Genomic DNA, 12,977 nt, shown 5'->3' with positions numbered 1-12,977 from the left:
CCGGTCAGGGCGCCGGGGGCGCCCCGTCCCGCATCCGGCGCGCGAGCGAGGAACCCAGCAGGACGACGGCGACGCCGACCACCGAGCCGAGGACGGTCTCGACGATCCTGTCGTAGAGCAGCGCCGTGGACGGCCCCGTCATGAGGGAGCTGCCCACGAGCGCGAGGGGCGTGACGCACACCTGCGCCCAGAAGTAGTTGCGCGTGATGAGCATTTCCGCGGCGAACTGGGCCGAACCGATCAGGAGGATCAGGATCCACGGGTTCGGATCCGCCAGGATCACGAGCGCCATGACGCCGAGCCCGGCGAGCGTGCCCAGGACGCGGTGCAGGCCGCGGGCCACGCGGTGCCGCGTGCTGTGCCCGACGAGGGGCACGACGGCGGCGACCATCGCCCAGTAGGGGTGGCCGGCCGAGAAGACGGGGCCGAGCAGCGTGGCGGCCGCGCCGGCGGCCCCGGCGGCGAGGAGGTAGCCGAGCGACTCGACGCGGACCGCCATCCGGTACCGCCGCGACATCGGCCGCGGCGCGCTCCGCACCCAGGGCGTGCGCCGGGCCGGGTGCAGGCGGCCGGCCTGGCCGAGGGCGAGCGCCAGCAGGACCGTAGCGGCCGCGGTCGCGAGGGACTCGGGCGCCGGGGGCAGCGCCGGGATCGAGGCGATCGCGGCGAACGCGAAGATGTGGAAGAGCGATCCGGCCGGCCGCATCTGCCACGTCCCCGCGACGAGAGCGCACGCGCCGGCGACGAGCGTCGTCAAGCCGGTCACCACCCAGGTGCCGCCCACCGAGCCGTGGTCGACGAGGAAGGTCGAGGCGGCCCAGGCCGCAGCGATGAGCACCCAGAACATGGTGCCGGCCCGCAGCTGGGCCGCGAGGCGGTCGCGGTGGCCCGGTACCCGCCCGTAGATCCCGGTGAACGCCCCGAAGACCGCGAAGACGGCCAGATCCAGCCGGTCGGCGGCGATGAGGGCCGCGAGCGGCAGGAACACGCCCAGGGCGCAGCGGAGGCCGATCCACGGATCGCGGTCACCCGGCCCGAGCCGCAGGAGGGCGCCCCAGGACAAGGGCGCGGCCGGCCCCGAAGCGGGCGCCACGGAGTCCGCCGTCGTGGCGCGCGGCAGGGCCGCTCCCGCCTCCGCGGGATCCACGGGATCGGGGCTCGGCGCCCCCGTGCCGTTGTCGTTGTCCACGCGCCTACCGTATCCCCGGCCACCTGCCCTCCCGCCGCGTCGGGCCGCGTTCGTGGCCGACGCAACACCGCGCCGGGACCGCGGGAGGCCATGAGGCAGACTAGAGGGGTGCCAGATGCGAACGCCCCCGTCCCCCCGTTGACCGACCCCGACGCCGCCGAGGGCGCGGACGCCCGCTCCGGCGTCGTACCCGGCACGGGGCACCCGCGGCAGGCGGACTTCGGGTTCACGCTCGGGACCCGGCTCACCCGGCCCGACGGGACGCCGGGGCTCGGCCGCACGGGCACCATCCGCACGCCCCACGGCGAGGTCAGGACCCCGGCGTTCATCGCCGTCGGGACCAAGGCGACCGTCAAGGCCATCACCCCCGAGGCCGTCGCGGAGCTCGGCGCCCAGGCCGTCCTCGCCAACGCCTACCACCTGTACCTGCAGCCCGGGGCCGACGTCCTCGACGCCGCCGGCGGGCTCGGCCGCTTCATGAACTGGAACGGCCCCACGTTCACCGACTCGGGCGGCTTCCAGGTGATGAGCCTGGGCTCGGGGTTCAAGAAGGTCATCGACATGAAGAACGTCGACGCCTCCGGAGCGGACGACGCCGTGGCGCCCGGCAAGGAGCGGCTCGCGAACGTCGACGACGACGGCGTCTGGTTCAAGTCCCACCTCGACGGAACGCGGCACCGCTTCTCCCCCGAGATCTCCATGTCCGTCCAGCACCGGATCGGCGCGGACATCATGTTCGCGTTCGACGAGCTGACCACCCTGCACAACTCCCGCGGCTACCAGGAGGAGGCGCTCGAGCGCACGCGGCAGTGGGCCGTGCGCTGCGTCGAGGAGCACTTCCGGCTCACCGACGAGCGGGCGGACAGGCCGTACCAGGCGCTGTTCGGCGTGATCCAGGGGGCGCAGTACGAGGACCTGCGGCGCAAGGCGTGCGCCGACCTCGGCGCGATGGACTTCGACGGCTTCGGGATCGGCGGGGCGCTGGAGAAGGAGAACCTGGGCACGATCGTGGGCTGGTGCGCCGAGGCGCTGCCGGAGGACAGGCCGCGGCACCTGCTGGGCATCTCCGAGCCGGACGACGTCTTCACCGCGATCGAGAACGGGGCGGACACCTTCGACTGCGTCTCCCCCACCCGCGTCGCCCGGAACTCCGCGTTCTACACGGCCCACGGGCGCTTCAACCTCTCCGGCTCGCGCTACAAGACGGACTTCACGCCGCTGCAGCAGGGGTGCGACTGCTACACGTGCACCCACTACACGCGCGCCTACATCCACCACTTGTTCAAGTCCAAGGAGATCCTGAGCCACACGCTGATCTCCATCCACAACGAGCGCTTCGTGGTGCGCCTCGTCGACGACGCGCGGCAGGCGATCGAGGACGGGACCTTCTACGAGCTCAAGGAGCGCACCCTCGCGGACTACTACGCCGGCAACCCGGACCCGCAGGGACTCTAGCCCCCCGCCCCAGCGCACTTTTAGCTTCAAGCAAACGCGGGCGCCCACGTCAGCGGGGTCGAGCCGCGGCTTAACCGCGCAGGAACGCCGAAAGGTGCGCGGGAAGGGAGCGCCGCCGGTTCCCCGCCCCTACAGCTCCGATCGCCGCCAGGGCGCCCCGGGCGCGGCGCGGCGCCAGCGGACGCGGCGCACCAGGACCACCATCATCACCACGAGCCCGACGAGCAGCAGCAGCACCAGGATCGGCAGGAAGATCGCGGCGGCGGCGAGCCCCACGGCGGCCCCGTCCTCGGCGGTGCTGACGACGGGGGCGGCGGTCCCGACGGTTCCGGCGTTCAGCACGGGCCGGGACACCATCTTCACGAGGTGCACCGCCAGCGCGATCCCCACGCCGAGCGCGACGGGGATCCACTGGTCCCCGGCGAAGAACGAGTCCGGGTCGGAGACGGTGACCGTCTCGGCGCCGAGCCCGGAAGCGAACACGATCCCGCCCGAGGCGGGGCGGACGACGGTCTGGACCCAGTCGTTGATGCTGTCCACGATGGGGATCTTGTCCGCCACGATTTCGAGCAGCAGGAGGACGCCGAGGAGCGCGAGCATCCAGTCGTTGGACAGCCAGGCCCATTCCGCGGGCAGGGCCACGAGCCCCGTGAAGCGGTCCATGAGGCCGAGCGCCAGCATCGGGATGTAGGCGTTGAGCCCCGCCGCCGAGCTCAGTCCCATCGCGGTGAGGAATTCCATACCCTCAGGGTAAGGCCGGGCGGGGACGGTGCAGTAGGGCCGGGGAGGACGACGCCGGGTCCGCGCCCGGGCGCGCCGGTCCGGGCGGGCGGGGCCTCGCCCGGACGGGTGGGGTCCCGGCGCCTCGTCCGAGGGCGACGGGCGTGGCGGTCAGGCCGCCGAGGGCGCCGTTTCCCCGTAGCTGGGTTCGCGGCGTTTGAACCAGGCGATGACGGTGGTGGTGACGGGGACGAACAGCACCTCGACCGCGGTCTTGTAGAGGAAGCCGACGACGACGTAGTTGATGAAGGTCGCGGTGTCGCTGATGCCGATGACGCCGGCGGCGATGGAGCAGAAGATCAGCGTGTCGGCGAACTCGCCGACACCGGTGGAGCCGAGCAGGCGGATCACGAGGCGCTTCTCGCCGAAGCGCTCCTTCATCTTCACGAGCACCCAGGAGTTGAGCGTCTGTCCGGCGGCGAAGCCCAGGAGCGAGGCCGCGACGATCTGCCACACGGGTCCGAGCGTGGCGGCGAGCGCCTCCTGGCCCTCGTACCAGTCGGCGGCGGGCAGGTGGATCAGGATCCAGAAGCAGAAGCTCGTGAAGAAGGACAGGGCGAAGGTCGTGATGATGGCGCGGCGGGCGGCCTTGAAGCCGTAGACCTCGCTGATGACGTCGCCGAGGATGTAGGCGAGCGGGAAGAGGAAGAAGCCGCCGTCCGTGACGATCGGGCCGAAGGTGACGCCCTTGGTGGCGCCGATGTTGGACAGGACCACGACGACGGCCATGAGGGCCAGCGCGGTGGAGAAGTAGGGGCTTCCGGCCGCCGCGAAGGCGGCGCGGACGGGCGAGGGGGTGGCGGTGTTCGCGGCCATGTGAGGGGTTCCCAATCGTGGAAGTGGTTCGCCAGGCGGCGCCCGGTTCCCCGGTGCGGCCGCCCGCTGTATTAGCACTTGACCCCCGATTCTCCCACGGGCCGTGGCGGCAGGTCATTTTGCCTCAATTTTTTGAACATGTTCAAAAAGCGGTAGACTGGCCTGGATCCCAGCAACGGCAAGGCAGAACATGGCCCCTTCGAGTCCCAAGGCCGCGCACACGCGGCAGAAACTGGTCAATGCCTCCGCCAAGCTCTTCGCGATCCACGGCTACGAGAAGACCACTTTGCGCTCGATCGCCGCCGAATCGGGGATGTCGCTGGGGAGCGCCTACTACTACTTCGAGTCCAAGGAGCAGCTCGCCGGGGAGCTGTACCGGGCGACGCGGGAGGCGCACCGGAACCTCGCCTGGCCGCGCCTGCTCGTCGGCAACACGCTCGAGGGCAACATCCGCGCGGTCATGGACACGGCCCTCGACGCCCTCGAGCCGTTCCAGGGCTTCGGGCCGGCCTTCCTCCGCGCGGCCTTCAGCGGCGGGGCTGGACCGGAGGCCGCCGATGCGGACGTCGCGGCGGTGAACCGGGCCAAGGAGTTCGGCCTCTGGCGGCAGGCCGTGACCACGGCCCGGCCGCAGCCTCCGCTCGCGATCCGCAACGACCTGCCGGAACTGCTGTGGCTGGTCCAGCGCGGGATCCTCCTGTTCTGGGCCTACGACGCCTCGCCGGGCCGGGAACGGACGCGGCGCCTCGTGCGCAACGCGGCGCCGCTCCTGGCCCGCCTGTCCGTGCTCTCCCGCCTGCCGGTGGTGCGCGCGATTCTCGACGACGTGATCGGGCTCGTGCGCTCCGCCGCGGACGGCGATCGGACGCCATATCGTCGGTGAACCGCGATAACCTCGCGTCATGGCTTCGAACCCCACCGGCAACCATCCGGATCCGCATCGGGCCGGCGATCAGGTCTCGGCCTCGGGCGACGCCCTGCACCGGCGCTACGACCACCATCCGGACCACCACCGCGTGACGTTCACAGCGGGCGCATTGCTCAAGGGCCTCGCCGCCACCTGGGCGTGCCTGGTCCTGGCGGCCCTGGTATTCCTCGGCGGCACGGCAGTCGGCGGCGCCGGGAACGGTCTCGAAGGCTGGCTGACGTTGGCCACGGGCTTCGCCTGGATCTGCCTCATCGCCCTCGTTGCGTGCGCGGTCTTCGGCTTCCCTCTCGGACTGGTCTTGGGCGTCCTCCTGCGGCCCGTCCGCAGCCAGCTCGTCCACGTCACCGTGTTCTTCCTCGCCGGAGCCGCTGCAGCGGCCTTGTGCGCCACCGTGTTCGGCCTGGACATCAGGGACTCACTTCCGCTCCTCGCACTCGGGGCAGCAAGCGCCGCAGTCGGACGGGCCGCCGTGTGGCGCGATGTCCACGTGCACAACCCGGCGCAGGACGGCAGTGCCGCCCGACCATGACCGGCGCCGCATCCCCTGCCTAGACTGGACGCCATGACCTCGACCGATCTCGCTCCCGCCCCAGCCATCACCCTGACCATCGCCGGCTCGGAGGCCACCGGCGGGGCGGGCGCGCAGGCCGACCTCAAGACGTTTCAGGCGCTCGGCGTGTACGGCATCACGGCCCTGACCTGCATCGTCTCCTTCGACCCGAAGGAGAACTGGAACCACCGCTTCACCGCCGTCGAGCCCCGCGTCATCGCCGAGCAGCTCGAGGCCGTACAGGCGTGCTACGTGGGCCAGCTGGATACGGTCAAGCTCGGGATGATGGGCAGCCCGGCCACCATCGAGGCCGTCGCCGCGGCGCTGGACAGCCAGGAGTGGCGCAACGTCGTCCTCGACCCGGTGCTGATCTGCAAGGGCCAGGAACCCGGCCACGCCCTGGACACCGACCAGGCCCTCAAGTCCACGCTGCTGCCGCGGGCCACGTTCATCACCCCGAACCACTTCGAGGCGGAGTCGCTCTCCGGCCGCACGATCCGCTCCGTGGAGGACCTCGCCGAGGCGGCCCGGATCATCCACGAGGCCAGCGGCGCCGCCGTCCTGGCCAAGGGCGGCGTCCGCCTCGACGGCCCGGACGCCGTCGACGTCTACCACGACGGAACCACCACCGAGTTCCTCGCGGCGCCCAAGATCGGCGAGGTCGCCGTGTCCGGAGCCGGCTGCTCCCTCGCGGCCGCCGTCACGGCCGAACTCGCGAAGGGCGCCGCGCCGCTCGCGGCCGCGCGCACCGCCAAGGACTTCGTGACCACCGGCATCCGCCACCGCGTCGCCTCGGCGGCCCCCTTCGACGCCCTCTGGCAGGGCGGCGCGGGATAGCGGGACGACGACGCGACCCGGGCACCGCCGTCGTCCTCCCTCCTGCGCCCCTCGAGCACCCCCTCCCGCGCGGGGCCGTGGAGGTATAGGGTCGGGCCGCATGGCACTGGATCTCGTACAGGTGAACTTCAAGGCCGCGGACGAGGCGGCGCTGGGCCGCTTCTGGGCGGACGCGCTCGGCTGGGGCGTCTCGAGCGAGGCCCCCGGTGTGGCCAACGTCGAGCCCCACGGCTTCGACTGGCCGGACCCCTCCGTCGTCTGCGTGGACGTCGTCGCCGTCCCGGATCCGGAGACCGTCCGCTACCGGGCGCACCTCGACCTCGCGACGAGCTCCGCCGCGCACCAGGAGGAGCTCGTCGCCCGCCTCCTGACGCTCGGGGCCAACCGGGCAGACATCGGCCAGGGCGATGTGCCGTGGACCGTCATGGCCGACCCCGAGGGCAACCTCTTCTGCGTCCTGGAACCCCGCGGCCTCTACGCCGACACGGGGCCGATCGCGGCCGTCGTGGTGGGCTGCTCCGAGCCGCTGGCGACGGCGGGGTTCTGGGGCGACGCCCTGGGCTGGGACGCGTACGACGCCGGAGCGGACCTCGCGCGGCTGCGCTCGCCCCGGGGCGTGGGACCGTTCCTGGAGTTCGTGCGCCAAGTGGACCCCGGCGCCTCGTCCGGGCGCGTCCACCTCGACGTGCTGCCGGGACCCGGCGACGACCAGGACGCGGAAGTGGCGCGGCTCAGGTCGCTGGGGGCCACGGACGTCGACCTCGGCCAGGGCGACGTGCCGTGGATGTGCCTCGCCGACCCGGAGGGCAACGACTTCTGCGTGCTGCGCCCGCGTTGACGACAGCCTTCCCCGCCTCGACACACCTTGTTGTCGAACGATTGTCAACAAACATCGTCAAACGAACCCTTGACATGTGGTTCCGGTCACCTAGGCTTTCACATCGGGGGGCGTGCTGCGGCTGATGGCCGCGCGGGCCCCTTTCGTCCGCCTCGAGGCAACAAGGAGCATCATGAAAAACTCGCACCGGCCCCGGCTCGCCCGGGCAGTCGTGGCCGCGGCAGCGGGCGTGGCCCTCGCCGCGACCATGTCCGCCCCGGCATTGGGGGCACCACAAGAAGTCGCCGAAACCCCCGGGAGCCTCTCGCAGGCCCTCGGGGGTTCCGCGTTGAAGGACCTGAAGGTCAGCGGCCCGCTCGCGACCGCGCAGGGGGAGGTCTCCGTCTTCGTCCAGTTCGAGGGCACCGGCGCCTTCGAACAGACGCAGCCCGTGGAGGTCCGCACGGGCAAGGCCAAGCCCGTCAAGGCCCAGGCCAAGGTCCGCCAGATCCGCGACGGGATCAAGGCCAAGGGGCGCTCCGCCGCCACCGAATCCAAGTCCAAGGTCATCTACACCACCACCAACACGGTCCCCGGCGTCGCCCTGCGTGGCGATGCGGACCAGCTCCGCGCCCTCGCGGCCCGCCCCGACGTCGTGAAGATCAGCGCGATCGTCCCCAAGAGCCCGGACAACAAGGGCGCCGTGATCGACACCAAGGCGCTCGAATCCTGGACCAACCTCGGCGAGACCGGCGAGGGCGTGACCATCGCGGTCCTCGATACGGGCGTCGACTACACGCACGCCGACTTCGGCGGACCCGGCACCCTCGAGGCCTACGAGGCCGCCCAGGACTCCTTCGAGCTCCCCTCGGCGGCATCCGGGCTGCGCGATCCCGCCAAGTTCATCGGCGGCTGGGACCTCGTCGGCGACGACTACAACGCCAACCCGAGCTCGCCCACGTACCAGCCCGTCCCGAACCCGGACCCCAACCCGCTGGACTGCGCGAGCGCCGGCCACGGCACCCACGTCGCCGGATCCGCGGCCGGCTACGGCGTCAACGCCGACGGCAGCACGTTCGACGGCGACTACTCCTCGCTCACCGCCGCGCAGGTCTCCGCCATGCGCATCGGCCCCGGAACGGCACCGAAGGCCCAGGTCGTCGGGATCCGCGTGTTCGGCTGCGAGGGATCCTCCGCCGTCGTCGGCCAGGCCCTCGACTACGTCCTGGACCCGAACAACGACGGCGACTTCAGCGACCGCGCCCACGTCGTGAACATGTCGCTCGGCTCGGACCACTCCCCCGTCGACGACCCGGAGAACGCGATCGTCGACGCCCTCGCCGAGCAGGGCATCCTCTCCGTCGTCGCCTCGGGCAACGCCGGCGACGTCACCGACGTCGGCGGATCCCCCGGCAACTCGCGGTCCTCGCTGACCGTCGCGAACAGCATCGGCTCCAAGGTCACGATGGACGCCATCGAGGTCCTTGCCCCCGCCGACGTGGCGGGCACGGCCTCCGGCCAGTACTCCGTGAACTTCAACTACGCCGCGGCGAGCGACGAGCAGCTGACCGGCGAGGTCGTCATGGCCCCGGCGGACAACGCGTTCGGCTGCAACCCGTTCCCCGCGGGGACCGACCTCGGCGGCAAGTGGGTCTGGCTGCAGTGGGAAGAGGACGGCGCCTTCCCCTGCGGCTCCGGCGTCCGCTTCAACAACGTGCAGGCCGCCGGCGGCGGCGGCGTGGTGCTCGACTCGCCGCGCCTCGTCTTCGATGCCGGCATCGCCGGCAACACGGGCATCCCCGGCGTCCAGCTGAACCGCACCTACTCCGAGCTGCTCCGCCCGGCCGCCGAGGCCGAAACGCTGCAGCTGCGCGTGGACGCGGACCTCATCGGCGCCGCGTCCGGCGACTCCGGTGCGCTTGACACGCTGAACCCGAGCTCGTCGCGGGGCGTCCACGGCTCGGAGGGCATCGTCAAGCCCGACGTCGCCGCACCCGGCACCCTGATCGGCTCCGCCGGCGTCGGCACGGGCAACGGCCCCGCCGTCATGACGGGCACGTCGATGGCCACGCCCATGACCGCCGGCCTCGCCGCGCTCGTCGCCGGCTCCGGCGACTACACGCCGTACCAGATCAAGAGCATCGTCATGAACACGGCCTCCGCGGACGTCCTGGCGCCGAACGGCGCCGCCTACGGACCGAACCGCGTCGGCTCCGGCCGCGTGATCGGCGACGCCGCGCTGAAGACCCCGGCCTACGCCTTCGCGAGCGACGACCCCGACCTGACCTCCGTGGTCTTCGGCGTCATCGAGCTCGGGAAGAAGAAGCACAAGGAGACCAAGTCGGTCACGGTCCACAACAAGTCCAAGTGGACCCAGACCTACGACGTCGCCTACGTCCCCTCCTCCGAGATCCCCGGCGCCAGCTACGCGCTGAGCACCAAGAAGGTCACGGTCAAGGCGGGCAAGACGGCCAAGTTCAAGATCACCCTCACGGTCGACCCTGCGCGCTTCGCGAAGACCATCGACCCCACGATGGAGCGGACCCAGCAGGGCCTGAACCGGCAGTGGCTGGCCGACGCCAACGGCCGCATCCAGCTCACCGCCAAGGGCCAGCCGACCCTGCGCGTTCCCGTCCAAGCGGCCCCGAAGGCCTCCTCTGACATGACCGCGGGCAAGAAGTACACGGTCAAGAAGGGCCAGGACACGGTCGAGGTCAAGCTCAAGGGCAACGGCCGCTTCCAGGGCAACGGCGACCAGCGGATCGTCTCGCTCGTCTCCGCGTTCGAGCACGGGGCCTCCAGCCCGCGTCTCGGCGCCTCGGTCGACGCCGTGCCCGGAGCGCGTGAAATGGACCTGCAGCATGTGGGCGCCGCCTCCGACGCCCCGCTCGTCGGCACCGCCGACGGCGTCCTGAACTTCGGGGTCAGCACGTGGGGCAATTGGACCCACCTCGCCGGCGGCACGGAGATCGACGTCGAGATCGACACCAACGGCGACGGCCGCCCCGACTTCGTCACCTTCACGGCGCAGATCGACGGCATCGACCAGGACCTCGCGGCGACCTTCGACCTCGCCTCGGGCGCCCAGGTGGACCTGTGGCCGGTCAACGGCCTCACGGGAGAGACCGACACCAACGTGTTCGACACCAACGTGGCGTCCCTGCCCGTCTCGCTCGAGGCGCTCGGGATCGACGACACCAGCTCCGGCCAGATCCAGTACCGCGTCAGCACCTACAGCTGGTACAACACGGACCTGGACGGCAACACGGTTCCGGTCGACACCACGGACTGGGTGGCCTACAACGCCGTGAGCCCGGACCTGTGGTTCGAGGGCGCCGGCACCGGCACCGCGTTCGTCGACCTGCCGGGCCAGTCCCTGCTGGCCCACGTGGGCGACTACTCCTCCACCGCCACGGCCACGAAGGCCAAGGGGAAGGACAAGGGCAAGGACAAGAAGGCCTCCGTCGAGGCGACGGGCCTGTTCCTGCACTACCACAACGCCACGGGCAACCTCTCCGGCAAGGGCTCCAACGCCGGCGACAAGGCCGAGCTGGTGACGTTCACCAAGAAGAAGTAGGCACCACGCACCGCAGGCGGCCCCGGCACCCGTGTCGGGGCCGCCTGCTTGTCCTCGGCCCGCGCGGCGCTGATGGAGTGAGCGACACCGCCGGCGTGTCCGGCGACACGCCAGCCGCCCGGCGGCGTGTCGCTGGACACGTCCACCCCCTGCTGCCTTGGTTTCGCGTCGGACCTTTGCATATCCTGTGAAGAATGAGCGAATCCGCCCAGAACACCACGTCCAAGCCACCCGTCCACCGGGCCGTCTTCTGGCCCTCGGCCATCATCGTGCTCGCGTTCACCGCGTTCGCCATGATCGCGCCGCGCACGGCGGAGTCGGTCTTCGCCTCCGTGCAGCAGACGATCGTGCACAACTTCAACTGGTACTACGTCCTGCTCGTGACGGGCTTCGTGATCTTCGCCCTCTGGGTCGGCTTCAGCCGCTTCGGCGACATCAAGCTCGGCAAGGACGACGACGAACCCGAGTTCTCGGTCGGCTCCTGGTTCGCGCTGCTCTTCGCCGCCGGCATGGGCATCGGACTGGTCTTCTACGGCGTGAGCGAGCCCTTGAGCCACTTCGCCTCCCCGAAGCCCGGCGTCGACGGCAGCCCGGCCGTCCTCGCCCAGCAATCGCTCTCCCAGACCTTCCTCCACTGGGGCGTCCACGCCTGGTCCGTCTACGTGGTGCTCGGCCTGGCGCTCGCCTACGCGATCCACCGCCGCGGCCGCCCGATCTCCATCCGCTGGACCCTCGAGCCGCTCCTCGGCCGCCGCGTCAAGGGCGCCTCGGGCAACGTGATCGACATCGTCGCACTCGTCGGAACGATCTTCGGCGTCGCGACCTCCCTCGGCCTCGGCGTCCTGCAGATCAGCGCCGGCCTCGAGAGCGCGAACCTGTTCGAGGCCACCCAGACCCTGAACATCGTCATCATCCTGATCATCACCGGCGCCGTCCTGTTCTCCGTGCTCTCGGGCGTCGCCCGCGGCATGAAGTGGCTCTCCAACATCAACCTGGTCCTGGCGGCCCTGCTCGTCGTGTTCGTGCTCATCGTGGGCCCGGGCCAGTTCCTCTTCCGGAACCTCGTCCAGTCCGTCGGCAACTACCTGCAGAACTTCCTGGCCATGGCGTTCAACGTGAGCGCCTTCTCCGGCGAGGCGGGCGAGCTGTGGCAGGCCACGTGGACCACGTTCTACTGGGGCTGGTGGATGTCCTGGGCGCCGTTCGTCGGCATCTTCATCGCCCGCATCTCCCGCGGCCGCACCGTGCGCCAGTTCGTCGCCGGCGTCCTCCTGGTTCCCACCCTCGTGACCTTCATCTGGTTCTCCGTCCTGGGCGGAACGGCGATCCACACCGAGCTCGAGGGCGAGGGCGGCCTGATCGGCCCGAACGGCGAGGTCGACGTCGAGGGCTCGCTGTTCGCCCTCATGCAGCAGCTCCCCGGCAGCGCCGTCCTGGTGATCGGCGTCGTCATCCTCATCGCGATCTTCTTCGTCACCTCCGCCGACTCCGGCTCGCTCGTCATGAGCATGATCGCCACGGGCGGCGAGGTGGAGCCGAAGAACTGGATCCGGGTCTTCTTCACCCTCTCGACGTCCGGCCTCGCGATCGCCCTGCTGCTCTCGGGCGGTCTCGACGCGCTGAAGACGGCCGCGATCATCATCGCCCTGCCGTTCAGCGTCATCATGATCCTCATCTGCTGGGCCACGGTCCGGGCGTTCAGCCGCGAGATCCGGGCCTACGACAAGGCGCGGCGCGAGGCGTTCGTGGGCCGCATCGGCGAGATCTACGGCCTCGAGGTCGAGGGGCCGAACCAGGACTCCCGGGTCCTGAACCTCACGCGCTTCTTCCGACGCCGGCACCGGGCGCTCGAGGCCGTCGCCGGCGTCGTCCACGTCGACGTCCCGGAGGGACCGTCGAGCCCGCTGCCCCCGGCGGGCGACGAGCCCGAGACGCCGTCCGCGCCCTCGGCCGAGGACCCCGACGCGGGCGGTCGCGAAGCGGCCGGGGCCCCGCTCCCCCGCTGACCGCGGGCCGCGACCGGGCCAG

10 protein-coding genes are annotated in these 12,977 nt (G+C 71.1%); 7 read left to right on the top strand and 3 right to left on the bottom strand.

All coding sequences use genetic code 11. The annotated features are described in order from the left end of the window. Positions 1-4: 4 nt before the first annotated feature. Positions 5-1,189, bottom strand: a complete 1,185-nt coding sequence (locus tag AC0QR5_RS15350; protein WP_329862443.1) for an FUSC family protein — start codon at positions 1,187-1,189, stop codon at positions 5-7. 108 nt (positions 1,190-1,297) lie between these two features. Between AC0QR5_RS15350 and tgt the strand changes: the two genes are divergently transcribed. Next, the gene (gene tgt, locus AC0QR5_RS15345) at positions 1,298-2,644 is read left to right on the top strand and encodes a tRNA guanosine(34) transglycosylase Tgt (protein WP_329862445.1); all 1,347 of its coding nucleotides are present in this window, start codon (positions 1,298-1,300) and stop codon (positions 2,642-2,644) included. 129 nt (positions 2,645-2,773) lie between these two features. Here the strand turns inward: tgt and AC0QR5_RS15340 are convergent, their stop codons facing one another. Both AC0QR5_RS15340 and AC0QR5_RS15335 read right to left on the bottom strand, forming a co-directional pair. Then, positions 2,774-3,385 (bottom strand): DUF4126 domain-containing protein, encoded by a 612-nt coding sequence (locus AC0QR5_RS15340; protein WP_329862447.1) that lies wholly within the window; start codon positions 3,383-3,385, stop codon positions 2,774-2,776. A gap of 150 nt (positions 3,386-3,535) precedes the next feature. Further along, positions 3,536-4,240 carry a queuosine precursor transporter gene (locus AC0QR5_RS15335; RefSeq protein ID WP_329862449.1) on the bottom strand — a complete coding sequence of 235 codons (705 nt, stop codon included), beginning with the start codon at positions 4,238-4,240 and terminating at the stop codon, positions 3,536-3,538. Between the two features lie 190 nt (positions 4,241-4,430). On the opposite strand from AC0QR5_RS15335, the gene AC0QR5_RS15330 reads away from it, so the two are divergent. The 6 genes from AC0QR5_RS15330 (at position 4,431) to AC0QR5_RS15305 (ending at position 12,955) form a co-directional block, all read left to right on the top strand. Continuing rightward, positions 4,431-5,123, top strand: a complete 693-nt coding sequence (locus tag AC0QR5_RS15330; RefSeq protein WP_329862451.1) for a TetR/AcrR family transcriptional regulator — start codon at positions 4,431-4,433, stop codon at positions 5,121-5,123. Between the two features lie 19 nt (positions 5,124-5,142). Further along, positions 5,143-5,697, top strand: coding sequence for a hypothetical protein (locus AC0QR5_RS15325; protein WP_329862453.1), 555 nt, complete (start codon positions 5,143-5,145; stop codon positions 5,695-5,697). Positions 5,698-5,730: 33 nt separating this feature from the next. Continuing rightward, positions 5,731-6,555, top strand: a complete 825-nt coding sequence (locus AC0QR5_RS15320; protein ID WP_329862455.1) for a hydroxymethylpyrimidine/phosphomethylpyrimidine kinase — start codon at positions 5,731-5,733, stop codon at positions 6,553-6,555. A 100-nt stretch (positions 6,556-6,655) separates the two neighbouring features. Continuing rightward, positions 6,656-7,393: a VOC family protein gene (locus AC0QR5_RS15315; RefSeq protein ID WP_329862457.1), complete on the top strand. Its 738-nt coding sequence runs from the start codon at positions 6,656-6,658 to the stop codon at positions 7,391-7,393. Between the two features lie 172 nt (positions 7,394-7,565). Continuing rightward, positions 7,566-10,949, top strand: coding sequence for a S8 family serine peptidase (locus AC0QR5_RS15310; protein WP_329862459.1), 3,384 nt, complete (start codon positions 7,566-7,568; stop codon positions 10,947-10,949). Positions 10,950-11,143: 194 nt separating this feature from the next. Further along, positions 11,144-12,955 carry a BCCT family transporter gene (locus AC0QR5_RS15305; RefSeq protein WP_329862461.1) on the top strand — a complete coding sequence of 604 codons (1,812 nt, stop codon included), beginning with the start codon at positions 11,144-11,146 and terminating at the stop codon, positions 12,953-12,955. Positions 12,956-12,977: the final 22 nt, after the last annotated feature.

The sequence above is a fragment of the Arthrobacter sp. J156 genome, assembly GCF_056172865.1.
The sequence above is the reverse complement of the archived record's forward strand: the minus strand, read 5'-3'. Positions and strand labels throughout refer to the sequence as shown.